Raw genomic sequence first — 22,208 nt, forward strand, 5'->3', positions numbered from 1 at the left:
TCCTGGCCCAGGCGTGCTGCGCCGACTCAGCGCAGTGGGAAACTGGGCGGGAGCAGTTGCTGCGTTGGCCGCTTGGCATGGTCCGAGAGGCTCAGTGAAGCGATGTAGTGGTCCAGGAATTCCTGTGCGCGCGCCCGGTAACCGGTGGTGTCAATGGTGACTACTTCACCGTTCTCCACGATGGTGCGGCCAGCCACCACAACACGCGAGATGTCACGGCCGTCGGCGTTCATCACCATGGTGCGGATGGGGTCGCCATACGGTCCAATGTGCTGGCCAGCCAGATCCAGAACAAAGTAGTCTGCCTGGGCTCCGGCCGCCAGGCGGCCGAGATCCGTGCGGTCCAGGGCTTCTGCCGGGTCCAGGGTGGCTGATCGGAAGAGATCCGCAGCCTGGGCGCTCGTGCGGTCGCCCGTGATCGACTTGGTCATACCCATGGCCAGATCCATGGCGCGGATCATGTTCGGCGGGGCGGAGTCCGTCCCCAGCACCACCCGGATGCCCCTTTCGCGGTAAGAGTCGTAGTTGTCCAACATGCCGCCATAGTGGGCCATCGGGATGGGGCAGAGCAGGACACTCGCGCCGGATTCCGCGAGCAGTTGGAGGTCATCCCCGGCGCCGAAGGCCTTGGGCATGAGCGGATGCCCCGGAACCGTCCATGCATGCGGAATGAAGGTCTTCCCGGTGAGGAAGCCCAGATCCGCGAGGTAGGGCATGGAACGCATTCCGGTGCGGGCGATCATGACTTCTATTTCGAAGAGTCCCTGTGCGGCATGCAGACGGACGGGAATGCCCAGCTCATCCGCGGCCTTGCGGGTCAGACGCAGTGTCTGTTCGGTCTGGGTCTCTATCCGCGACGGAAGCAAAGCCGTGCGGATCAGCCCGCTGGCACGTCCTTCGAAATCCTGGGCGAAGCGGATGGCGTCCTCAAGTCCGTCCAGGCCCCGCCGTTCGTCCTCGTGGAGCAGCACATTGCTGCCGTCCGTGTAGGGCACGGCTGTGCGATAGCTGGGGCCCAAGTAGGCGCGGAGGCCAATTGCCTCCACAGCCTCGGCTGTATCGGCCATGTCCTGATAGTCCTCGCACCACTCGTGATAGCTCTCCGAGGCGATGGGCATGAGGGTGGTGATGCCGTTGCGGACCAGTTGGGATAATGCGAATTCGCGTCGGAAGCGGGCTTGCTCACGGGTAAAGACGGCTCCGTGGTCCTTGAGGTATTCCTCAGACCACACCATGCCCAGGCGGCGGGAGGCATCCGGCCAGGAATCGAAGATTGCGTGGTCGATGTCCGCCAGCGCGTTGAGGTCGATGAAACCAGGGGACACAATGGCTTGCCCGGCGTTGATCTCAACGTCCACACGCCCGGCGTAGTCCCGGCCCACGAACAGGACGGTTCCGTCGTCGTGGACAAGTTCGGCATCAGGCATGATGCAGTGGTCGCCGTCCGCGTAGCCGATCACGAACGCCGCCTTGACGCGTGTGATCACTTGTTCTCCAGGTCGGACGCCTGGTTGTCCAGGATGGTTCCGGCCACCAGCATCGCGTCTTGCACTGATCCATCGCGGATGGCTTCGAAGAGGTCGTCGTGATGGTCATGTCCTGTGCTTGCGGCACGGTCCAAGCCGGCGGGGGAGGTCCAGGAACCGTCAATGCTGGCGGCCAGGGAACCGTAGATGCCAGCCAGAAGTTGGTTGTGTGCGGCGTCAACCACAGCGCGGTGGAAGTCGATGTCGGCTTCCCGGAAGCCGTCATCGTCCCGTGATTCCGCGGCAGCGCGACGGCGGTCAAGGGCGTCCTGGAGCTTGTCCAGGTCTGTCTGGTCCCGGCGTTGAGCGGCCAAAGCTGCTGCCGGTACGTCGAGGCTTCGCCTGACCTCGACCGCCTCGAAAGGGTCCGCGTCCTGGAAGCCTTTTCGAAGGGCGATCTCCTGCTCATCGACTGCTGCGACGAATGTCCCGTCGCCTTGCCGGGTCACGAGGAGTCCCGCGTGCACCAGCGCACGGAGAGCCTCGCGCAAAGGAGCGCGGCTCAGTCCCAAGGCCCTACCGAGTTCCGGTTCGGGCGGAATCCGGTCGCCCAGACCCCATTCGCCTTGGCGAATCCGATGACGGATGTCATCAATCGCCTCGTCGACCACACTGCGTTTGCCGTTCACCGCCATGGTGCCCCCTCAGTTTTCCTGCGTCCACGAAGCGTCTCACATCAAAGTTCTAAAATCCACCCTTTCGTAAGACGTCTTACGAGTGTACCTTGTTGAGCATGACCCAGATCACACAACAAACCCACGGCTTGAGGTCTTCACAAGACGGCGATTTCCGCGGCGTCCGCCTCGGAGTCCAGTTCACCCGCTACCCGGGGATGGAGGAGCTCCCGCTGCTTGCTTCCCTTCGGCAGGCGATTGAGGACGGCTTCACACTCGTCGTGCTCAACAACATCACTGCGGAACTCTCGGGCGAGATGCCGGACTGCTTGGACGAGGTAGCAGCGGAAGCCGGGCGTGCCGGCGTCGAACTCCAACTGGGACTCGGCTGTGCCGGTCCCGTGGGCGAACCTGCAGCGGTCCGACGCGAACTGAGCAAGTCCTTGGCACGTGGTCTGGATCTCGGCATCAAGGAGTTCTTCGTGTACACGCGGTCGGTGCGGGAAGGCGTTGCGGAGCAGGGCCGCTTTCTTGACCACCCTGCACAGCTCCGGATTATCCGGGCGAACCTCCAGTCCCTGGCAGAACAGGCCCGGGACAACAACGTGCGGATCAACGTGAAGACCCATGAGGACCTCGCCTCAACGGAGGTCCTGTCCTTGGTGGAGACCTTGGATCCGGCCGTCTTCAGCATCGGACTTGATGTGGCGAACCTCGTGGTGCGTGCGGAAGACCCGCACGAAGTCGCCAGAGCCCTGGGACCCTCCATCCGGATGACCCATCTGGAGGATGTTGTCCTTTTTCAGGTCCCGCACGGGTACCGCCGCCGGCTGCGCCCCGTGGGCGAAGGCGTCCTGGACTGGAAGGCGCTGCTGGGAAGCCTGCTGGCCGCCGGAGTGCGCGATTTCACCGTAGAACAGCATCGCGGAAAGTTCGACACACCCATTTTCGACCGTTCATGGTTCCGCCATGAGCCCCACCTTGACGCCGAAGGAGTCGCACAGTTGGCCCGGCTCGGCATGCTAACGCTCGACCGTGTGGCACGGGGGGACATTCCAGCGCTTGCCGATTGGGACGAGGACCCCACGCCCGCCGAGCGCCGCCAGCAATTGCTCATCAGCGCCGCAACTTTGCGGCAAATCCTCACATCGATCGGCGCCGGCATTGCGTCTCCGGCCACGATCCTTTCCGGAGAGGAAGGACTCTCATGACAGCTATAGTCGCCCCGCAGGTTCTTGCAGCGCCAAGGCGCCGGCCTTTCAGAAGTTTCCTCAAGCGCGATCGGAAGCTCACCCTCACCCTGTCCCTCTTGGCCGCCCTTGTTGTGGTGACGCTGCTTGGCCCGCTGCTTTGGCGGCTCCAGGCTGACGCGATCAACCTCGGTGCGGTCCTCCAAGCTCCAAGTTTCGCCCACCCCATGGGGACCGATGACACGGGCCGTGACGTGCTGGCCCGTTTCCTGGCCGGTGGTCAGACCTCGATCCTCGCCGGACTTGCAATTGCCGTGATCGGTGCAATCGTGGGTTGCGTGACCGCGCTTCTGGCCGGTTCAATGCGCGGCTGGGTGGACACGGTCTTCACCTGGCTCACCAATTCCATCCTCTGCTTCCCGGCGCTCCTGCTGGCCATGGCCATTGCAATGGCCCTCAAACCCGGTGTCACTGCGGCGGTCATTGGGCTCTCGCTGCACTCCTTCCCGTGGTACATGCGAACCCTCCGGGGCGAAGTGATGCGCCTCTATGGGCAAGACTTCATTCGCTCCACAATGGCGATCGGCGCCCACCCGGCCAGGGTGTTGTTCCGGCATGTTCTGCCCCACCTGATACCCATCATGATCCTGCAAATGGCTGCCGTGTTCGGAGCGGCCGTGCTGTCCCTGGCAGCTCTCGGGTACCTCGGGCTGGGGGCCCAGCCGCCCACCGCAGAATGGGGCGAAATGATCACCGAAGGCCAGCAGTTCTTCCTGACCGGGCAGTGGTGGATCGCCGGATTCCCGGGCCTGGGGCTGCTGATAGCAGTCACCCTCACCACAGTTATCGCGGACAGGGCCCGTGAAGTCCTGGATCCCCGAGGCGAATTCATCCAGGCGAAGTGAGGATCCAATGACCAGCGCACTCCTCAAACGCCTGGGCGTGGCACTCGCCACCGTCTTCGGCGCTTCGATCTTCACGTTCATACTGCTCCGCAAAGTTCCGGGCGACCCCGCACGTGCCATTGCCGGTGACACCGCAACCGAGGAAACCATTGCAGCCTTGCGCAAGTCCATGGGCCTGGATGAGAACCTGGTGGTCCAATACGGAAACTACATGGGCTCCCTGCTCCGCGGCGACTTCGGCTTCTCATACAGCACCGGCAACAGCGTGGGCACACTCCTGGGCCAGCGGCTCCCCGCAACACTGGAACTTGGTCTGTTGTCAGTCATTATTGCGATCGTCGCCGCGGTGCTCGCGGCAAGCTTCGCGGTGTACTCAAGGCGCCGGTGGCCGGACCAGCTCGTCCGCTTCGCGTCCTCCCTGGCCATGGGTTCGCCGCCTTTCTGGATTGCGCTGCTGGCACTGATGATTTTCTCGATCCAGCTGGGCATCTTCCCCGGACCTGAAGGACGGCTATCACCAGGAATGCTCAAACCTCCGAACGTTACTGGAATGTTCACCGTCGATGCCCTGCTGGCCGGACAATGGGGAACCTTCGCCAACGCAGCCTGGCACCTGATCCTGCCTGCAACGATCGTGGCACTCGGTCCCTTCGCCTTCCTCAGCAGGCTCTACCGTAACCAGTTGCGGGGCACCCTGCGGGAAACCTTCGTGGCCGTTTCCCAGAGCCACGGTCTCCGCCGGTTCCCGGTGTACAACCGGCACGTGGCACCCCACGGCCTCCTGTCCCTGCTGCCCGCGGCGTCGCTCCTCTTCGCAGACCTCCTCGCAGGAAGCCTGCTGGTGGAGAAAGTGTTCGGCTGGCCCGGCATCGGGTCCATGACCGCGGACGCCATCATCCAAAAAGACTTCGGAGTGGTCCAAGCCGTACTACTGATGGCAGCAGTCCTCTACGTAGTTGTGAGCCTGCTGGCAGACGTTCTGATGACCGCAGCCGATCCCCGCACACGAGTAGGAGCACGCTGATGCAAAGTAATGCACTGTCCCTTCCCGCACCTCAAGTGTCGTCCAACGGCGGCCCGGACCCTGTGCTCAGCGTCCAAGGATTGCGCACGGATTTCGTGACGGCTTTGGGGACCGTCCACGCGGTCCGTGACGTTTCCTTCGACCTGCACAAAGGCCAACGACTTGCGATCGTGGGTGAATCGGGGTCCGGAAAATCCGCCATGGCCATGTCACTCATGGGGCTTGTGCCCCCACCCGGCCGGGTTGTCGGCGGCAGCGTAAAGCTCAACGGCAAGGAAATTGTGGGCCTCGATGACGCCGCAATCTCCAAGGTCCGTGGCCAGGACATCAGCTTGGTGTTCCAGGACCCCATGGCGGCGCTGGATCCGCTGAAGACCATCGGAAGCCAATTCGTGGAGACCATCCGAGTTCATCAGGATGTCTCAGCCAAGGCAGCCCGGAAGTTGGCCTGTGAGCTTCTGGGCGAAGTGGGCGTCAACGATCCCGCCCGCCGGATCTCCGACTATCCGCACCAATATTCAGGGGGCATGCGGCAACGCGTCCTGATTGCCATGGCCATCGCCAATGACCCCTCGGTGGTGGTCGCAGACGAACCCACCACCGCCCTGGACGTAACAACCCAGGCGCAGGTGCTGGATCTGTTGGCCAAGATCTGCGACGAGCGCGGAAATGCCTTGGTGATGATCACCCACAATCTGGGAATCGTTGAGGAACTCTGCGACAGCGTCAACGTCATGTACGCCGGACGATTCGTCGAATCCACCACTACCGAAGCGTTGTTCGCCGCCCCCGGCCACCCATACTCCAAAGCCCTCCTGGACTGCGTCATCGATCCCGCCACCGCGCGGCGCGGCGCCTTGCCTGCCATCCCAGGGTCTCCGCCGGACCTCTCGGTGGACGAACCCGGCTGCCCCTTCGCACCCCGGTGCCCGATCGGCCGGGACCAAAAGCGCTGCGCCATCGAAAGGCCGGAGCCCCGCACCTTGTCCAACGGCGCAGTTGTCCGCTGCCACTTCGCCAACGATCCTGAAGGAGTCCCAGCATGAGCATCGCCAACGCCACCCCGCTGCTTCGGGTGGAGAAGCTCAACAAGTCCTACGCCAAAGGAATTGGGAAGCGGCACAAGACACAAATCCTGCACGATGTCTCCTTCGAGCTGCTCCGCGGCCAGACGCTCGGGCTCGTGGGGGAGTCGGGCAGCGGCAAATCGACGACGGCGGCCTGCGTCATGGGCCTCACCGACGCCGACAGCGGCCTGATCGAATTCGACGGCGTAGATCTCACCACCCTCTCCAAACCCGGGATGCGCAAGATGCGGCGCAGGATCCAGATGGTCTTCCAAGACCCCAACGGATCCCTTGACCCGCGATTCACGGTGGGGGACCTGGTGGAAGAGCCACTCATTGTGCACGGCGTCTCCGATTCAGCGGAACGTTCGCGCAGGGTGGCCAAAGTCCTGGATCTTGTGGGAATCAGCGTCAAGCAGACGCAGCGTTTTCCCTTCGCGTTCTCCGGCGGCCAACGCCAGCGCATCGCGATCGCCCGTGCCCTTGTCCTCAACCCGGACCTTGTGGTGTTGGACGAGCCCGTGAGTGCCTTGGATGTCTCCATTCAAGCCCAGGTCCTGAACCTCCTTAGCGACCTGCAGGACGAACTCGGACTTACCTACCTCTTCATCGTCCACGATCTGGCGGTTGCCCGGCTCATGAGCCACAACATCGCCGTCATGAATGCCGGGGAGATCGTGGAAGCCGGTACCGCCGCAGAGGTCTTTGACAACACCACCCATCCCTACACCCGTGCACTGCTGGATGCCGTGCCGGGTGCCCGCCGACGGGCGAAGGCGCTCGCAGCGGCGGGATCGGGCAACGCCATGGAAGGAAGCTGACATGAAAACATTCCCGAAATGGACGACGGCCATAAGGCGAACGACGGCGGCACTCGCCACCGTGGGCCTGCTAGCACTCGCCGGCTGTGCGCAGCCCGGCGTGCCTTCTGATGCGGCCGACAGGCCATTCACTGTGAACTGGGCCGCGTCCTTGACCAACATCGACCCTGCGTTTGTATGTGCGGGTAATGAGAACAGTTTTGCAACCAACTTCTATGCGCGACTGGTCAGGCTGGATCAGGAGGCCCAGGCCGACGGAACCCGGGTGGCCATTAACGATCCCGAGCGGGTCAGCGGCGACCTCGCGACGTCGTGGACGGTCTCACCGGATGGGAAGTCGTATACCTTCTCCCTGCACCCTGGAGCGAAGTTCGCCAACGGCAACCCGCTGGACGCCGAAGCCGTGCGGTACTCGATCATGCGTAACCTCACCATCGGCGGCTGCGGTGCCTTGGGGTTGCAGATCGGCCTGACGGACCCACCGCTGATCAGCGACGTCGTAGTGATGGATCCCCAGACCGTACGACTGGAATTGTCGCGACCGTATCCGGCAATCCTGGTGACACTGGCACAGAGCCGCGGTTCGATCTATGACCCGAAAGTCATCAAGGAGCACGGGGAGGACAAGAAGGGCGTCCCGAACCAATGGTTGGCCTCGCACACAGCCAGCAGCAGCGGGCCCTACGTACTGGACGAATATGTGGCCAACAACTACGCCGTCCTTACCCGGAACCCGAACTACTACGGCGAACCGGCCAAGGAAGCTGAAGTCCGGGTAAATTTCATCACGTCAATCCCCACCCTCATGCTGCAGGCCCGCCGTGGTGAGGCCGACGTGACGCTCGGCCTGCCGCCTTACGTGGTGCACCAGCTGAGTCAGGAGGATTGCTGCCGTGTCACCACAGCTCCTGCTTTCGCTCCGGTGACCGTCTCCCTGGACAACTCCTCGGGCACAACTGCCAATCCGAAACTGCGTGAGGCACTCACCTATGCGGTGCCGTATGAGCAGATCAAAGCCAGCGTGGCCTACGGCTATGCAGACAGCTTCTACGGCCCCTTCGTTCCCGGTATTCCGGGTTTCGACGCTGCACGCTCGGCTCCGCGGCCCTTGGACAAAGAAAAGGCCAAGGCGTTGGTCGCTGAATCCGGGCTCAAGGATCCGCAGATAGACCTCATGATCAATCCCTCGTCGCCCGGAGTGTCCACGCTCGCGACGATCCTCAAGTCGTCGTGGGAGGAAATCGGGGTGCAGGTGAACATTGACTCGCAGACACCCACGGCTTTCGCCACCAAGTTCAACACCGGCAAATACCAGTCGGCGCTCTTGTTCGAAACCGGAGGAGCCGTTGCAGCCTACGAACTGCGCAAGAAGATGACCTGCGGAAGCTCCTTCAACAACCAGCACATCTGCATTGCCGGAACCCCTGAACTCATGGACAAACTCAACGGGGCACCGGACCTCGAATCGCAGTTGCCCTATATCAATGCGCTCGTGGATTCCTGGCGGGCCCATTCTCCCACCATCATCCTCTACCGGGCGCAGTTCACGGCGGTGCTCTCGGATTCGGTCAAGCACTTCGACTACTCGCCGACTTTCTCTTTCTACAACTGGGGACGTTAGCGGCGCCCCGCCTCAGGTAGCCGTGCCGGTACGCGGACAAAGAGAAGACATCCAGAACTTATTAAGGACAAAAAATGCGAATTGGTGTTGATGGAAGCAAGATTCCCCACGAGGCCGATGAATCTGCGGTCAGTATCCTCCAACGTGCCCACGCGATGGGCATGGAAGGTGTGTATTTCCGTACTGTGATGGACGTTTCACCCACACTGGACCGTGGGGTGCTCAGGGAGGTGCGGGCCTGCGCCGACGAATTGGGCCTTTACCTGCAGATGGGTTTGGCCAAGGTCAATCCTTACGCCTCCGCCGAGGCACCGCAGGTGCGCAGGCTCGGCGACGGTGACTACACACGCGGTATGGTCCGGATGATCGAGGCTGCACACGAAGCCGCCGGGGTTACCGAGCTCTGGGTGGCGTGCGCCAACTACCAGCGCGGCATGCCTGGCTACTACGTGTTCGATCGTTTCCGTACGGATGCCCCCTGGCCGGACCAGCTCGTTGCGATCGAGAAATTCCTTCGCTTGCTTGCACCCGTGGCCAGGGACCATGGGGTTCATCTGAACATTGAAACCCATGAAGAGATCACCAGCTACGAGGTGGTTCGCCTGGTGGAATCCGTAGGTCCGGACGTCCTGGGCGTCACCTTCGACACCGCCAACGTAGTGGTCCGCGGCGAGGATCCCGTGGCCGCGGCCCGGCGCGTGGCGCCCTATACAAGGGCGACCCACCTCAGGGACTTCGTTCTCGGGGACCAGGACGGGGTATTCGGGCGCGTGTTTGCCCCGATCGGACAGGGCAGCATCGATTGGGATGCCATTCTGGGCATTCTGCACGAGGCGAATCCGGGCCTTCCGCTGTCTATCGAAAACGCCGGCCCGGCCCTGCACCTGCCAATTGGCTTGGAGGATCCCGAATGGCTGGCCGTGCATCCGGATCTGGACCAGCGGGAGGTTGCCCGGATCCGTGAAATGGCCGCCGAATACCAGGCGCGGGTGGAGGATGGCGGGGCACTTCCGCTGAGCGAGCTACGTGCCATCCCGTATGACGGTGAACGATTCATCCACGATTCGGCCCAATCCCTGCGCGCCACTCTTGGTCGTCTCGGCATTGCGGAGGGTGCCATCGCGCGCTGACGTGACCGCCCGGAAGCCAATGAAGTACGTAGGCTTCCGGGCTCACGTGGAGCAGAATGGCCTCATGGCGTCCCAAATCACCGATGTACCGGGCATTCGTATTGGTCACGTTCAGAAGAACGACGGCCGGTGGCTCAGTGGCGTGACAGTCGTCCTTCCGCCTGTGGGAACCGTGGGGTCGGTGGACGTACGCGGGGGAGGCCCCGGTACGCACGAAACTGACGCTCTTGATCCGACGACGTTGGTATCCACGGTCGACGCCATCGTGCTGACGGGTGGCAGTGCTTTTGGGCTGGCCTCCGCTACTGGTGCCCAACTCTGGTGTGAGGAGCAGGGCCGGGGCTTTGCGGTTCCCGGGACCGTGGTGCCGATCGTTCCGGCCGCGGCTATCTTCGACCTCGGACGCGGTGGTGACGTGAAAGCGCGGCCCGACGCCGACATGGGTTACCAGGCAGCCGCCGCAGCGTTCGACTCAGGTGACCATGCCGCCGTCGAACGCGGAAACGTCGGTGCCGGCACGGGCGCTGTGATTGCGCGCGGGCAATACAAAGGTGGGGTCGGAACATCTTCGATCACGCTCGACGGTGGGGTGATCGTTGGAGCCCTTGCCGTCGTGAACGCACTCGGGACGCCACTGTTCCGTGCGGAGGGGCAGCAACCCTCTGCGCGCTCGGTCGTTCCTCCCCAACAGGTCCCCAACCTCGCAAGCTCGGCCGGGGACCCCGGCCGTCGTGGCCCCACCTTAGACGCGCGCGGCCGGGTTCCGGCCCCTCCGCAAGGACTCAATACCACGCTCGTCGTGATCGCTACGAATGCTGTGCTTGATGTTGCCGAGTGCAAGCGGACCGCCAGCTCCGGGCATGCCGGTCTGGCGCGGGCCTTGGATCCGTCCCATACTTTGGCGGACGGTGACACCGTTTTCGCCCTGGCGACGGGCGCCGTCGGGCTTGATCGCAGTACCGAGCAGGCGCGGCAGGTATCGCTCATAACGCTCCAAAGTGCCGCAGCCGAAGCCGTGCGTTTGGCGATCCTGGACGGTGTTGAAGCAGCCGAAAGTGTCACGACGGCGGCAGGAGACTTCCCTGCTTACCGAACCGTAGGGGAGTGACGGGCGGCGGTACGTGCGCTACCATGGACGGATTTAACTTTCCGGCCCCATTGGCGTAGAGTTATTTGTTGGTTGTCTGTGCAGCCACGCCCTTTTTAGTGTCGTGGTTCCAAGAGGGCCAAGCAAACAAAAAACGTCCGTTGGATTTTCGGTGCCTAACCGGAGGACAGCGGCAAACAACAGTTAGCGGAGGATATGGCCAAGAAGGACGGGGTCATTGAGATCGAGGGCGTTGTGACTGAGGCGCTGCCCAATGCGATGTTTCGTGTTGAGCTCACCAACAAGCACGTCGTTCTCGCACACATCTCTGGGAAGATGCGTCAGCACTACATTCGAATCCTCCCCGAGGACCGGGTAGTGGTGGAGCTGAGCCCATACGACCTCACACGTGGTCGTATCGTCTACCGCTACAAGTAAATTGCTGGGCGGCCCAGGCAATAGTGCCAAGCCGCTCCAGCAGATCAACTGCAAAACACGCAAAGGAACGCCATGAAGGTCAAGCCGAGCGTCAAGCAGATCTGCGACAAGTGCAAAGTGATCCGCCGTAACGGCCGGGTCATGGTGATCTGCGAGAACCCGCGCCACAAGCAGCGCCAGGGCTAATTCCCCTTCAGGGAATCAGCGCCCGCAAGGGCAAACCTGGGTTGCTAGCCCACGCAAGTAAATAAAGGCAGCACAAGTTGTGCCAGGACTGCATTACAGAGCCTGGTCAACGTACCCCCGGTCGGAGGCTGGGGCCACACGGATCGTGTGGGTGTACTGCCTACGACCTCCGGTTTATTCAAGGAGTACCGCCACTATGGCTCGTCTCGCTGGCGTAGACATTCCCCGCGAAAAGCGGTTGGAAATTGCGCTTACTTACATCTACGGCGTGGGCAAGACCCGTGCACACGAAACCCTGGCTGCCACCGGCATCAGCGCTGACGTTCGCGTCAAGGACCTGACTGACGCCGAGCTGGTCCAGCTGCGTGACTACATTGAAGGCAACTACAAGGTTGAGGGTGACCTTCGCCGCGAGGTAGCCGCTGACATCCGCCGCAAGGTTGAGATCGGCAGCTACGAAGGCCTGCGCCACCGCAAGGGCCTGCCCGTACGCGGTCAGCGTACGAAGACCAACGCTCGTACCCGTAAGGGCCCGAAGCGCACCGTCGCCGGCAAGAAGAAGGCCGGACGTTAATCCCTCGGGATTGACCTGGTTTTCCCCCGATAACTTTCTGTAGGAGAAACAATGCCCCCGAAGACTCGTGGAGCGGTTCGTAAGCCGCGTCGCAAGGATAAGAAGAATATTGCGCTTGGCCAGGCGCACATCAAGAGCACCTTTAACAACACCATCGTGTCCATCACGGACCCGAACGGTGCTGTAATCTCCTGGGCTTCCGCCGGTGAGGTTGGCTTCAAGGGCTCCCGTAAGTCCACCCCGTTCGCTGCCCAGATGGCTGCTGAAGCTGCTGCAAAGCGCGCTCAGGAGCACGGTCTGCGCAAGGTTGACGTATTCGTCAAGGGTCCGGGATCCGGACGCGAAACCGCAATCCGTTCGCTTCAGGCTGCTGGCCTTGAGGTTGGCTCCATCCAGGACGTCACCCCCAGCGCCCACAACGGTTGCCGCCCGCCGAAGCGCCGCCGCGTCTAATTAGGTATTCCCTGTCTGACCGGCCGGGCCTGCTGTACATGGTTTAGACCATCTACAAGCATGGCCCGGCTGGTCAGGCTGGAAACCGAAGCCGATTTCCACCACCTGTGTTGCGTCATATAGCGGATGCTCGCCGAAAGGAAACCTAAGTGCTCATTGCACAGCGCCCCACCCTGTCTGAAGAAGTTGTATCCGAGAACCGCTCCCGTTTCATCATTGAACCCCTGGAGCCGGGCTTCGGCTACACCCTCGGAAACTCCCTCCGCCGTACCCTGCTCTCCTCCATCCCCGGTGCCGCTGTAACCAGCATCCGGATCGATGGCGTGCTGCACGAGTTCACCACGGTTCCGGGTGTCAAGGAAGATGTCACCGAGATCATCCTGAACATCAAGAACCTTTCGGTTTCCTCCGAGCACGACGAGCCGGTTGTTGCTTACCTGCGCAAGCAGGGCCCCGGAGTCGTCACCGCCGCGGACATTGCTCCGCCGGCCGGCGTCGAATTCCACAACCCGGATCTGCACATTGCCACTCTGAACTCGAAGGGCAAGTTCGAACTCGAACTGACCATCGAGCGCGGCCGTGGCTACGTTTCGGCAGCTCAGAACAAGTCCGGCGACTCCGAGATCGGCCGTATTCCGGTTGACTCGATCTACTCGCCGGTCATGAAGGTAACCTTCCGCGTGGAAGCTACCCGTGTTGAGCAGCGCACCGACTTCGACAAGCTCATTGTCGACGTCGAGACCAAGCAGGCAATCGCTCCGCGCGACGCCGTTGCTTCTGCAGGCACCACCCTGGTGGAACTGTTCGGTCTGGCTCGTGAGCTGAACACCGCAGCTGAAGGTATCGAGATTGGCCCGTCGCCGACGGACGCTGCCCTGGCAGCGGACATGGCTCTGCCGATCGAGGATCTGGACCTTACCGTCCGTTCCTACAACTGCCTCAAGCGTGAGGGCATCCACACCGTGGGTGAACTCGTTGCCCGCTCCGAGGCTGACCTGATGGACATCCGTAACTTCGGTGCGAAGTCCATTGACGAGGTCAAGGCAAAGCTCGTCGAACTGGGTCTGTCCCTCAAGGACTCCCCTCCCGGTTTCGATCTCGCAGCCCGCGCCGCAGCCATCGAAGAGGACGACGCCGCGTTCAGCGACGACGAGCTCTAAAAAGCAGATCTTGGCCGTCAGGTCCAGCAATGGATCTGACCGGCTTACACAACAGGAGAAATTATTATGCCTACCCCCACTAAGGGTCCGCGCCTCGGAGGCGGCCCGGCTCACGAGCGCCTGATGCTCGCGAACCTGGCAGCTGCTCTGTTTGAGCACAAGCGCATCACCACCACGGTCACCAAGGCCAAGCGCCTGAAGCCGTACGCAGAGCGTTTGGTCACCTTCGCCAAGCGTGGCGACCTCTCTTCCCGCCGCCGCGTTCTCGGCCTGATCAGCGACAAGGGCATCGTCCACGAGCTGTTCACCGACATCGCCGGCGCTGTCGCCAACCGCGATGGTGGCTACACCCGTATCACCAAGATCGGCAACCGTAAGGGCGACAACGCTCCCATGGCTGTCATCGAGCTCGTCCTCGAGCCGGTTTCCCCGAAGCAGGCCGTAGTTGCTGAAGCAACCGCTGCTGCTGCCAAGGCTGCCCCGGCTGCTGAGGAAGAGGTTGTTGAGACCGAGGCTGTAGAGACCGAAGCTGCTGAAACCGAAGAGGCTCCGGCCGCTGAGGCCGAGGCTGCTGACGCTGAAGTTGCTGAGACCGAAGAGGCTCCGGCCGCTGAGGACAAGAAGTAATTCACTGAATTCTTCACAGTAGACTTAAGTCTATGAACGAACGAAAACCCGCTGCCCCCGCTTTGGGGGGCGGCGGGTTTTTGCGTGTCCGCATGGATCTTTCGTATGACGGAGGCCCCTTCAACGGCTGGGCACTCCAGCCCGGTCTGCTCACCGTGCAGGGAGCACTTGAGGAGGCATTGGCCCTCCTCGTGCGGCGTCCGGTCCGGGTCACGGTTGCTGGTCGCACCGACGCCGGTGTCCACGCCCGCGGCCAGGTGGTCCATCTGGATCTGACGGAAGCGGAGTGGCTTGGACTTCCGCGTGGGCACGAACTCGACCCCGCCGTCGCGCTTTTACGTCGCCTTCGCGGTGCCCTTAGCCGTATTCTCGGCGATCTTACCGGTGCCATAGAAGTGCACGACGCCGGTCTGGCGCCGGAAGGTTTCGACGCCCGCTTTTCCGCCTTGTGGCGTCGTTACAGTTACCGCATTGCCGATGGCACGGAACGTTGGGATCCGGTGCTGCGCGGCATCACGCTGTGGCATAAGGCGCCGTTGAATGTCGCGCTGTTGAATGAGGGCGCCGCCCAGTTGCTGGGGCTCCAGGATTTCCGTTCCTACTGCAAGCCCCGGGAAGGTGCCACGACCATCCGTGAACTGCAGAAGTTTGAGTTCGAACGGGGGAGCGACGGGGTCATTGTCGCTACTGTTCAGGCCGACGCGTTCTGCCATAACATGGTCCGGTCCCTGGTGGGCTCGGCCCTGCGTGTGGGCGAAGGCCTGGAGCAACCGGGCTGGCTGCATGAACGTCTTCTGGAACGTAAACGTGATGCGAAGTCCGTTTTGGCCGCACCGCACCCGTTGGTGTTGGAGGAAGTAGCGTACCCGTCGGACAGCGAGCTGCTGGCACGGGCTGAGCTGACGAGGGCACGGCGCGAGTAAGTCCGGACATTGGAGGACCCCCTCCCGGCTCTGGGTACCGGAAGGGGGCCGTTGTGGCCGTCCGCGGTCTGGGATCCGTGAACGGCCGGTCTATTTCCCGCGCTACGGATCAGCTGAACGCTTGAAAGGTTCTGATCGCGGCGGGACCCAGAAGGATTATGAACAACACTGGAAAGATGCAGAAAATCAAGGGAAAGAGCACCTTTACCGGCAGTTTCATCGCCTTTTCCTCAGCGCTCTGGCGCCGCTTGACGCGGGCCTGCTTGGCTTGAGCACGAAGCACGTTGGCGATGCCGATGCCGTACTTATCGGCCTGGATCACTGCCAAGACGAAGCTACGAACGTCCGGCACGCTGCACCGTTCTGCCAAAGCCTCGTAGGCCTGCTGTCGAGGACGACCGACTTGGATGTCCTGGAGGGTCCGCATTAGTTCGTGGGCAAGTGGTCCCGCCCCATTAAGCGAGGCCCTTTCCATCGCCGACTCAAACCCAAGACCTGCCTCGACAGAGATGAGCATTTGGTCCAACGTGTTTGGAAATTCGAGCTTGATGGCCTCCTGGCGCTTTGTCCCCGTGTTGTAAACCAGCAGATCCGGGATGAAGTACAAGAAGACTGTCAGAAACAAGCCCAGGCCAATGCTTACCGGGCTAGGGCCGCCGGCGACGAGCAAAACTCCAAAGACCGCCCCCGACACTCCCAGGATGGGCTTGATCGCAATGAGTTTGGTCAGTGGCATCGATTTTGGACGGCCGGCTAGGGCCAACCATCGGTCTAGCTTGGCTTCGTAGCTGCCCGGCATTAGCTTTCTCGCAACTCCAAGGAGCAGCGGAGGACGCCGAACAATGACACCGGCTCCCTGCGCGAAACCAGAACCCAAATTGGACTGGATTGCAACTATTCCCTTTCGGTCTATGGTTGCCAAGGACCACGCAAAGTAGGCGAGGGGAAGAACAATGATGGCGACTATTAGCCATGCAAGAAGTGTCATTAGTCTTCCTCCTAGAACTTGATCTTCACGGTGCGGCTCATCCAGAACCCGCCAGTGACAATGAGGACAAGGCTCAAGATTGTTAGTCCAATGCCTACGGGATGTTCGACGAATAGCCGGAGGTATCGGGGATTGATCACCGCAAGAACCAATCCCACCCCGATCGGCAAAGCGATGAGGACGACGGCAGACATACGCCCTTCGGCGCTAAGGGAGCGTACATGCCCCTTTATTTCACTGCGCTCCCGAATAGTACCGGCCACCTGCTCCAGGACCTCGGCCAAGTCGCCGCCGACCTCCCGGTTTATCTGAATAGCCTGGCCAATCCAACGAAAATCCTCGCTGTCCATGCGTTCCGAGCAGTCCTCGATAGCCTGCCGAGCGTCTTTGCCGATTCTTACCTCGTTGACAATCCGGGCTAGTTCCTCGGAGGCGGGGGCTTGGGATTCTTGGGCAGCGGCTTCAAAGGAGCGCATGATGCTGTGCCCGACCCGAAGGCCCCCGATCAGCATTTGAATGGTGTCCGTTAACTGCGCTTCGAATTTTGCCCGGCGCTTCTCAGTCTTGATGACGAGTAATAGCTTGGCACCGAACGGGAAAGCAAGACCAAATAAAATGCCGATGAAAGGGTGGATCAACAATGCTGCCAGCACGCCGACGACGATTGCTCCAATGGTCACGATGACGGTGAAATCGGCGGGGGCCTGTTTCACGCCGGCCCTGTACAGCACCTCCCGGTTGAAGGGTCCGCCTGACTGACCAATGGCCGAACCAACCACCTGGACCGCCGATTGAGACACACGGCCCAAGGCTGAGTCGTCCGGCGTCGTGCCCAGGCGCCGCCGTTCAAAAGGAATGCTTCCGTTACGTGGTTTCAGGACCACCACGATGACGATCAGGAGAGCGGCGATACATAGGCCAGTGGCAACAATGAACAAAGATGGATTCTCCACGGTCACCGCCTCCCTGTCGGAACCGGAGCAACTCCAAAGACTGCTGGTGACACCGCGATGCCCAGCTCCGCAAATCGATCAATAAAGCGTGGCCGGATCCCAGTGGGTAGCGCCTTGCCCAAGAACCGGCCCTGGGCATCGAGTCCGGCGGAGTAATCGAAGAGGAAGATATCTTGCAGAGTCACTACGTCGCCCTCCATTCCTTGGACTTCAGTCACATGGGTCACTCTGCGACTTCCATCGCGCAGACGCGTCACTTGGACGATGACATCCACGGCCGAGGAAACTTGCTCCCGGATTGCCCGGAGTGGCAAGTCCATCCCCGCCATCAGTACGAGCGTCTCCAAACGTGCGATCGCATCACGAGGCGAGTTTGCGTGCACGGTCGATAGTGAACCATCGTGGCCTGTGTTCATGGCCTGAAGCATGTCCAACGACTCTCCGCCGCGAACCTCGCCCACGATTATTCGGTCGGGCCGCATACGGAGGGAGTTGCGCACCAAATCTCGAATGCTGATGGCGCCCTTACCCTCGATGTTGGGTGGGCGGCTCTCCAACCTGACCACATGGCGCTGCTGTAGCTGGAGCTCCACGGCGTCCTCGATAGTGACAATGCGATCGGACTCTGGAATGAATGACGACAACACATTCAGGAGGGTCGTCTTGCCGGTGCCCGTGCCACCGGAAACGATGACATTGAGTCGAGCCAGTACGCAAGCACTCAGCAATTCGGCCATCTCATGGCTCAAGGAGCCCCACTCGATAAGGTTGCGAACCGTAAGTGGGACGTGGCTGAACTTTCTAATGGTCAGCGAAGGTCCGTTCACGGCCAGGGGCGGAATAATCGCGTTGACGCGGGAGCCATCTTCGAGACGGGCGTCGACGAGCGGCGACGTCTCATCGATTCGCCGCCCCACTTTGGAAACGATGCGCTCAATGACCTTCCTGAGGTGAGCATCGGAGCTGAACTGGAGGTCTGTTAGCGCGAGGTGCCCATGCCGTTCAACATAGATTTGATCGAAGCGGTTCACCATGACTTCCGTCACGGAGGGATCCTCCAGCAGGCGCTGTAGGGGACCAAAGCCCATCACTTCGTCTGCAATCTCGCGTATTAGGCGTCGCCGTTCCTCAGGGGTGAGGGGAACTTGCTCGTCGTCGATGACGGCGGAGAGTTCTTCAACGGCGAAAGAACGAAGATCTTCTTCAGATGACGATGTATCCCCCATCCTGCTCCCCATGCGTTCGAACAACGCGGAAGCAGCCCGCTGCTTTAGGCCGGCAAGAGCGTCAACGGCAGGGGTAGACGGGGCCCCGCCCAAGATTGGACCAGCCATTGGCGCTAAGGTCTGAGCGGATGCAGTCCCGCTGGCTATGTTCTGCCCCCCGCTTTCACCAGCCGCCACGGCTATGACGGCTTGCGGGTCATTTTTCGAGAGCCGTTCGGACAGTTTCATGACACGACCACCCTTCGATGAAGCTTGTTCTGAGGCACCGTTTCAAGCCGAGGATCGAAACGCTCAACAAGCTTCTTTAGACCCTTGGTCGCCGAGTCCCGGGTGGTTCCTTGGAGGACGGGAACGCCACGGTTCGTAGAAAACGGAAGATTCCGCGACCGCGGTATGACGGTGTCAACGGGCACACCGATGGTGGACTCAACGTCCTGCACTGAGATACCACTCTTCCTGTCCGCGAAGTTGAGCACCGTGTGCCTTCCTTGCGGCAGGAGCTGTAGCTCCCTCAGCACGCTGAAGCACTTTCGGAGCCCACGAATACTGGGGACATCCATTCCGCAGACCCAGACGCCATCAGTGGCTAGCTCCAGGGTGGCGAGGCAGTGTTCCCCGAGGCCAGGAGCCGTATCCACCACCACATATTTGAACTCAGTGGCCAGCTGGTTGAGCAACCTCGTGACGTGATCAGCTGTGATGTAGTCCGACTCCGAGGGTTTTTTAGGGGCACAAAGAGCGTAGATACCCGACGGGTGGACGGTCAGGAACGCTTTCAGGACCATAGAATCCTGAGCAGCTGCGCCATGCACCGCTTCTGTGATCGAATGTTCAGGCTCCAGCAACAGGCCCGATGCGACATCTCCAAATTGGAGGTCCAGGTCAACAATGACGACGCTCATCGGTGCCATGGCCCCGAGGCCCACGGCAAGGTTAGTGGCTACGGTCGTTTTGCCTACCCCACCCTTTGGGGACATGACCGCGATGACCCTGCCCCTTTCCTGTCCAGATTCCGCGGCTGGCTGCATTCCGCGCCGGCGGCTTGCAGAAGCCAGGCAGGCCCGCTCGAGAAGAATTCGTAAGTCGTTGATTTCGATTTCGGGGGTGACCACATCCCGCACGCCCGAATGCATTGCCCGGAGAACGATGTCCGGGCTGGGCTCAGCAACAAGTAAGAGGCTGATTTCGGGGAATTGCAGATCGAAAACAGTCGCCAACTTCAAGGCGTCATCAGGGTTGACGCCGGGTCCCAGAATCATGACTTCCGGTGGCGCCCCGATGAGTTGTTTGAAGACGTCGTCCGTTCCGCCCTTCAGCACTTCGGGGGAGAGCGTTTGCAAATCGCCGTGCAGAGCGCCGGTGATGGCCTGGCGCACACGGGCTTCAAAATCCCGAACTGCGGTGATGGCTACAAAGCGGCTCATTGGACCAGCCCTCCGAAGGTTGTTGTTGGCGGATCGCTCTTCACGGTCTTGTCGGTCTGCTTGGACAGCCATAGTGTTCCGAATTCGGCGCCGAAGACCATTTTGGCCGCATTAGCATCGCTCAAAGCCACGGTCACGTAGGCGGATCCGTTCGGGAGGGCTACTCCCTTGTCTGCTCCGGCGGATTTTTCCGCGTCAGGTGCGGCCTGTTGGACTGCAGTGACCAAGACATCGTGATAAAGGAGCTCCGTGAAGTCCTTCCAACCCGTCATGTTGGCCGGGAGGTTGGCTCCTGCGGGGACTGCGTCGTCCAACTTGAATGAGGCAAAGACCGTGACTGTATCGCCGGCCTCGATCCGACCGCCCAGAATGCGTTCAGGTGCCAGAACAAAGGTTGATTCCTGCAAACCTTCCGGTACAGGCACCGTTCCAGGAGCCAGATCCTTGGGGTTTACCAGCTTGACTCCCAATAGTTGTTCGCCGGGCTGCAGGTCCGCTGAGGTGACTTTGCCTTTTTGGTCGGTGAGGGCGTTGATAGTGCCCGGTGCAACCGCGGATTGCGGTAGCGTCTCCGACTTGACCTTCGATTGAATTTCTTCGACTTTGGTGCCGGCCGGAATACGTTCCTTCACCACAAGTACGCTGACGGGATCAAGCCCTTGCTGCGCCCGTTTGTCGGCCCCCTGAACGTAGGTGACCAGCAAGACGGTGCCGATGACTGCTAGTAGCAGTGCTGCAATGCCTCCCAGTAGGCGTGTTTTCACTTTGTAACTCCCTTCGAGTTTTCGTGAGGTTGATAGGGGACGCCCAACGGGCGTCTATTCGGTGAGCGTTACTACGGACGCTCCATAGTTGGGAATGCCACCCGACATTTGAGTACCTTCTTCGAGTGATACGAAGCGGGAGAAGTAGCCCTGGAGAGCTCGGCAATTGCCTGTGCAGCTGGGTGCTGCAGGATCCAGTTGCTGGCCCCCATCGAACTTGTATCCAGTGACCTGGAAGGCTGCAAAACCAACGAGGGTGTATTTTGTCTTGTTGCCGTTCTGCGCTGCTGTTTTGAAGAGCGGTATCAAGGCTGGCTCGTCCATGATGTGGGCAAGCACTGAATCGCAGGTTGCCGCGTTAGGGAAATGGTTACCGGGCTGGCCCTGAACTATCGTGCTAATGCTTATGTCCGTCGAACACCCCGAGGTCGTCTCAAGCCAGCCAAAACCGCCTGGTTGATAGCCATTTTGTGCTACACAGCCACCAACCGCCGGCGCGTTTGTGTCGTAGCGAAGCGTGACGTGGGTGGGAATTGGATCGCCTGTAAACGTGCCAGTCGAATTGAGTGAGGCAAGTTGCGTTGGCGAGAGGTACTTCTTGAAGACGCACTCACTGACGGTCCAAGGCAATGTGGTTGCGCTTGACGGGGCGCCCCAGGACGCTTCCGCAGCTGCATCCACGGTGGCAGTCTCGAATCCCATGACCCTGGCGAAGAACAACGAGAAGCTGTTCTGACCCCCCGTATCCCGGGCGTTCGTTACTACGCGCACAGTGGTCGCAGCAGGGAACGTGACGACAGCTCCGCTGGTGTTGTCGTTGGCGTTGCTATTGGCGAACTGGTTTCCCGTCGATGTGGTGTTTCCACAACTACCGCCGGCACAGTCGGTTGCTATCGCCAACGCGGCTGCGTCAGCACCGTTTTGCAACTGCGCCTTTTCCGCGTAGAGGGCACCGACATCCACAGCCAAGGCGGCGAAGCCCAGGAGCACCACCATGAGACCTGCGACCATGATGGTAGCCGCCCCACTTTCATTGGACTCATCCGTACCAGTTGGACGCGTGATGAAACGGGCCCTAGCCTTCGTTAGCCACCGCATCTCATCACCCCAACTCCGGACATGCTGAGCGGAAAAATGCCGGGTTGTCCGAAGAATCCGGCATCAAGGAAGCCTGTCAGCGAGGGCAACGAAACATTGGCCGTCACTTCTACGTTGGATCCAGGGGAGCAACTGGAGGCGTTGTCGCTCACTGTGACACCCAATCCGTCGAGCGACGGTGCCGCTGCGAGGGCAGTGCCTTCCACGTCCAGGCCACCATCCTGATAGTGAACCGCTGCGTAGCGGGCACCCTCGCGCGCCGCCTCAGACAGAGACACTTGCACGTTAAGAACACGACCGAACTCAACGATTCCAATCAGGATCAGCAGTAGAAGAGGTAACAAAATCGCCATTTCCACGGCGACGGCCCCGCGTTCTTTCTTTTTCGAATTCAAGGTGTCTCCCTGTC

The 22,208-nt window shown here is 61.0% G+C and carries 24 protein-coding genes; 15 read left to right on the top strand and 9 right to left on the bottom strand.

Translation table 11 applies throughout. The annotated features are described in order from the left end of the window. Positions 1-26: 26 nt before the first annotated feature. Both ABIE18_RS14565 and ABIE18_RS14570 read right to left on the bottom strand, forming a co-directional pair. Positions 27-1,487, bottom strand: coding sequence for a chlorohydrolase family protein (locus ABIE18_RS14565; RefSeq protein WP_499723423.1), 1,461 nt, complete (start codon positions 1,485-1,487; stop codon positions 27-29). Further along, complete coding sequence (locus tag ABIE18_RS14570; protein WP_499723424.1) at positions 1,484-2,161, bottom strand: FadR/GntR family transcriptional regulator; 678 nt, start codon at positions 2,159-2,161, stop codon at positions 1,484-1,486. Before ABIE18_RS14570 ends, ABIE18_RS14565 begins: the two co-directional genes overlap by 4 nt. Positions 2,162-2,259: 98 nt before the next feature. On the opposite strand from ABIE18_RS14570, the gene ABIE18_RS14575 reads away from it, so the two are divergent. From ABIE18_RS14575 to truA, 15 genes are all read left to right on the top strand, one after another. Next, positions 2,260-3,351 carry a sugar phosphate isomerase/epimerase family protein gene (locus tag ABIE18_RS14575; RefSeq protein WP_499723425.1) on the top strand — a complete coding sequence of 364 codons (1,092 nt, stop codon included), beginning with the start codon at positions 2,260-2,262 and terminating at the stop codon, positions 3,349-3,351. After that, positions 3,348-4,235, top strand: coding sequence for an ABC transporter permease (locus ABIE18_RS14580; protein WP_499723426.1), 888 nt, complete (start codon positions 3,348-3,350; stop codon positions 4,233-4,235). The genes ABIE18_RS14575 and ABIE18_RS14580 overlap by 4 nt, the downstream gene beginning before the upstream one ends. Before the next feature lie 7 nt (positions 4,236-4,242). After that, on the top strand, positions 4,243-5,259 hold the full coding sequence (locus tag ABIE18_RS14585) for an ABC transporter permease (RefSeq protein ID WP_499723427.1): 1,017 nt from the start codon (positions 4,243-4,245) through the stop codon (positions 5,257-5,259). Further along, positions 5,259-6,305 (top strand): ABC transporter ATP-binding protein, encoded by a 1,047-nt coding sequence (locus ABIE18_RS14590; RefSeq protein ID WP_499723428.1) that lies wholly within the window; start codon positions 5,259-5,261, stop codon positions 6,303-6,305. Before ABIE18_RS14585 ends, ABIE18_RS14590 begins: the two co-directional genes overlap by 1 nt. Beyond that, positions 6,302-7,147 (top strand): ATP-binding cassette domain-containing protein, encoded by an 846-nt coding sequence (locus ABIE18_RS14595; RefSeq protein ID WP_499723429.1) that lies wholly within the window; start codon positions 6,302-6,304, stop codon positions 7,145-7,147. The genes ABIE18_RS14590 and ABIE18_RS14595 overlap by 4 nt, the downstream gene beginning before the upstream one ends. Before the next feature lies 1 nt (position 7,148). Further along, on the top strand, positions 7,149-8,768 hold the full coding sequence (locus ABIE18_RS14600) for an ABC transporter substrate-binding protein (protein WP_499723430.1): 1,620 nt from the start codon (positions 7,149-7,151) through the stop codon (positions 8,766-8,768). Between the two features lie 74 nt (positions 8,769-8,842). Further along, a complete protein-coding gene (locus ABIE18_RS14605; protein WP_499723431.1) occupies positions 8,843-9,898 on the top strand; it encodes a sugar phosphate isomerase/epimerase family protein in 1,056 nt (351 codons plus the stop codon). 64 nt (positions 9,899-9,962) lie between these two features. Further along, on the top strand, positions 9,963-11,006 hold the full coding sequence (locus ABIE18_RS14610; protein WP_499723432.1) for a P1 family peptidase: 1,044 nt from the start codon (positions 9,963-9,965) through the stop codon (positions 11,004-11,006). Between the two features lie 195 nt (positions 11,007-11,201). Further along, the gene (infA, locus tag ABIE18_RS14615; RefSeq protein WP_011775571.1) at positions 11,202-11,423 is read left to right on the top strand and encodes a translation initiation factor IF-1; all 222 of its coding nucleotides are present in this window, start codon (positions 11,202-11,204) and stop codon (positions 11,421-11,423) included. A 72-nt stretch (positions 11,424-11,495) separates the two neighbouring features. After that, the gene (rpmJ, locus tag ABIE18_RS14620; protein WP_011775570.1) at positions 11,496-11,609 is read left to right on the top strand and encodes a 50S ribosomal protein L36; all 114 of its coding nucleotides are present in this window, start codon (positions 11,496-11,498) and stop codon (positions 11,607-11,609) included. Positions 11,610-11,805: 196 nt separating this feature from the next. Further along, complete coding sequence (rpsM, locus tag ABIE18_RS14625; RefSeq protein WP_011775569.1) at positions 11,806-12,183, top strand: 30S ribosomal protein S13; 378 nt, start codon at positions 11,806-11,808, stop codon at positions 12,181-12,183. A gap of 51 nt (positions 12,184-12,234) precedes the next feature. Beyond that, positions 12,235-12,636 carry a 30S ribosomal protein S11 gene (rpsK, locus tag ABIE18_RS14630; protein WP_014922380.1) on the top strand — a complete coding sequence of 134 codons (402 nt, stop codon included), beginning with the start codon at positions 12,235-12,237 and terminating at the stop codon, positions 12,634-12,636. A 149-nt stretch (positions 12,637-12,785) separates the two neighbouring features. Further along, on the top strand, positions 12,786-13,796 hold the full coding sequence (locus ABIE18_RS14635) for a DNA-directed RNA polymerase subunit alpha (protein WP_011775567.1): 1,011 nt from the start codon (positions 12,786-12,788) through the stop codon (positions 13,794-13,796). A gap of 66 nt (positions 13,797-13,862) precedes the next feature. Then, positions 13,863-14,423: a 50S ribosomal protein L17 gene (gene rplQ / locus ABIE18_RS14640; RefSeq protein WP_216925100.1), complete on the top strand. Its 561-nt coding sequence runs from the start codon at positions 13,863-13,865 to the stop codon at positions 14,421-14,423. 32 nt (positions 14,424-14,455) lie between these two features. Further along, positions 14,456-15,346 (top strand): tRNA pseudouridine(38-40) synthase TruA, encoded by an 891-nt coding sequence (gene truA / locus ABIE18_RS14645; protein ID WP_499723433.1) that lies wholly within the window; start codon positions 14,456-14,458, stop codon positions 15,344-15,346. A gap of 109 nt (positions 15,347-15,455) precedes the next feature. On the opposite strand, the gene ABIE18_RS14650 is transcribed toward truA, so the two are convergent. The 7 genes from ABIE18_RS14650 to ABIE18_RS14680 all read right to left on the bottom strand — a co-directional run bounded on the left by ABIE18_RS14650 (position 15,456) and on the right by ABIE18_RS14680 (position 22,194). After that, positions 15,456-16,334, bottom strand: coding sequence for a type II secretion system F family protein (locus ABIE18_RS14650; protein WP_499723434.1), 879 nt, complete (start codon positions 16,332-16,334; stop codon positions 15,456-15,458). An 11-nt stretch (positions 16,335-16,345) separates the two neighbouring features. Then, positions 16,346-17,287, bottom strand: coding sequence for a type II secretion system F family protein (locus tag ABIE18_RS14655; protein WP_499723435.1), 942 nt, complete (start codon positions 17,285-17,287; stop codon positions 16,346-16,348). Between the two features lie 2 nt (positions 17,288-17,289). After that, complete coding sequence (locus tag ABIE18_RS14660) at positions 17,290-18,621, bottom strand: TadA family conjugal transfer-associated ATPase (RefSeq protein WP_499723436.1); 1,332 nt, start codon at positions 18,619-18,621, stop codon at positions 17,290-17,292. Positions 18,622-18,737: 116 nt separating this feature from the next. Then, positions 18,738-19,937 carry a CpaE/TadZ family protein gene (locus ABIE18_RS14665; protein WP_499723437.1) on the bottom strand — a complete coding sequence of 400 codons (1,200 nt, stop codon included), beginning with the start codon at positions 19,935-19,937 and terminating at the stop codon, positions 18,738-18,740. Then, positions 19,934-20,701, bottom strand: coding sequence for a Flp pilus assembly protein CpaB (cpaB, locus tag ABIE18_RS14670; protein WP_499723438.1), 768 nt, complete (start codon positions 20,699-20,701; stop codon positions 19,934-19,936). Before cpaB ends, ABIE18_RS14665 begins: the two co-directional genes overlap by 4 nt. Positions 20,702-20,755: 54 nt before the next feature. Then, positions 20,756-21,799, bottom strand: a complete 1,044-nt coding sequence (locus ABIE18_RS14675; RefSeq protein WP_499723439.1) for a pilus assembly protein TadG-related protein — start codon at positions 21,797-21,799, stop codon at positions 20,756-20,758. Then, entirely contained in the window at positions 21,787-22,194 is a 408-nt protein-coding gene (locus tag ABIE18_RS14680; protein ID WP_499723440.1) for a TadE/TadG family type IV pilus assembly protein, read from the bottom strand. Before ABIE18_RS14680 ends, ABIE18_RS14675 begins: the two co-directional genes overlap by 13 nt. Positions 22,195-22,208 lie beyond the last annotated feature (14 nt).

The organism is Arthrobacter sp. 2762, from assembly GCF_040548745.1.
Lineage (GTDB): Bacteria > Actinomycetota > Actinomycetes > Actinomycetales > Micrococcaceae > Arthrobacter.

Excerpts from the sequence above, each read along its gene's own strand:
- ABIE18_RS14675 (WP_499723439.1), bottom strand. The coding sequence starts at position 21,799 with ATGCGGTGGCTAACGAAGGCTAGGGCCCGTTTCATCACGCGTCCAACT.
- ABIE18_RS14660 (WP_499723436.1), bottom strand. The coding sequence starts at position 18,621 with ATGGCTGGTCCAATCTTGGGCGGGGCCCCGTCTACCCCTGCCGTTGAC.
- rpmJ (WP_011775570.1), top strand. The coding sequence starts at position 11,496 with ATGAAGGTCAAGCCGAGCGTCAAGCAGATCTGCGACAAGTGCAAAGTG.
- ABIE18_RS14610 (WP_499723432.1), top strand. The coding sequence starts at position 9,963 with ATGGCGTCCCAAATCACCGATGTACCGGGCATTCGTATTGGTCACGTT.
- ABIE18_RS14580 (WP_499723426.1), top strand. The coding sequence starts at position 3,348 with ATGACAGCTATAGTCGCCCCGCAGGTTCTTGCAGCGCCAAGGCGCCGG.
- rpsM (WP_011775569.1), top strand. The coding sequence starts at position 11,806 with ATGGCTCGTCTCGCTGGCGTAGACATTCCCCGCGAAAAGCGGTTGGAA.
- ABIE18_RS14585 (WP_499723427.1), top strand. The coding sequence starts at position 4,243 with ATGACCAGCGCACTCCTCAAACGCCTGGGCGTGGCACTCGCCACCGTC.
- ABIE18_RS14650 (WP_499723434.1), bottom strand. The coding sequence starts at position 16,334 with ATGACACTTCTTGCATGGCTAATAGTCGCCATCATTGTTCTTCCCCTC.
- ABIE18_RS14590 (WP_499723428.1), top strand. The coding sequence starts at position 5,259 with ATGCAAAGTAATGCACTGTCCCTTCCCGCACCTCAAGTGTCGTCCAAC.
- ABIE18_RS14595 (WP_499723429.1), top strand. The coding sequence starts at position 6,302 with ATGAGCATCGCCAACGCCACCCCGCTGCTTCGGGTGGAGAAGCTCAAC.
- ABIE18_RS14600 (WP_499723430.1), top strand. The coding sequence starts at position 7,149 with ATGAAAACATTCCCGAAATGGACGACGGCCATAAGGCGAACGACGGCG.
- rpsK (WP_014922380.1), top strand. The coding sequence starts at position 12,235 with ATGCCCCCGAAGACTCGTGGAGCGGTTCGTAAGCCGCGTCGCAAGGAT.
- truA (WP_499723433.1), top strand. The coding sequence starts at position 14,456 with ATGAACGAACGAAAACCCGCTGCCCCCGCTTTGGGGGGCGGCGGGTTT.
- ABIE18_RS14665 (WP_499723437.1), bottom strand. The coding sequence starts at position 19,937 with ATGAGCCGCTTTGTAGCCATCACCGCAGTTCGGGATTTTGAAGCCCGT.
- ABIE18_RS14570 (WP_499723424.1), bottom strand. The coding sequence starts at position 2,161 with ATGGCGGTGAACGGCAAACGCAGTGTGGTCGACGAGGCGATTGATGAC.
- infA (WP_011775571.1), top strand. The coding sequence starts at position 11,202 with ATGGCCAAGAAGGACGGGGTCATTGAGATCGAGGGCGTTGTGACTGAG.
- rplQ (WP_216925100.1), top strand. The coding sequence starts at position 13,863 with ATGCCTACCCCCACTAAGGGTCCGCGCCTCGGAGGCGGCCCGGCTCAC.
- ABIE18_RS14575 (WP_499723425.1), top strand. The coding sequence starts at position 2,260 with ATGACCCAGATCACACAACAAACCCACGGCTTGAGGTCTTCACAAGAC.
- ABIE18_RS14605 (WP_499723431.1), top strand. The coding sequence starts at position 8,843 with ATGCGAATTGGTGTTGATGGAAGCAAGATTCCCCACGAGGCCGATGAA.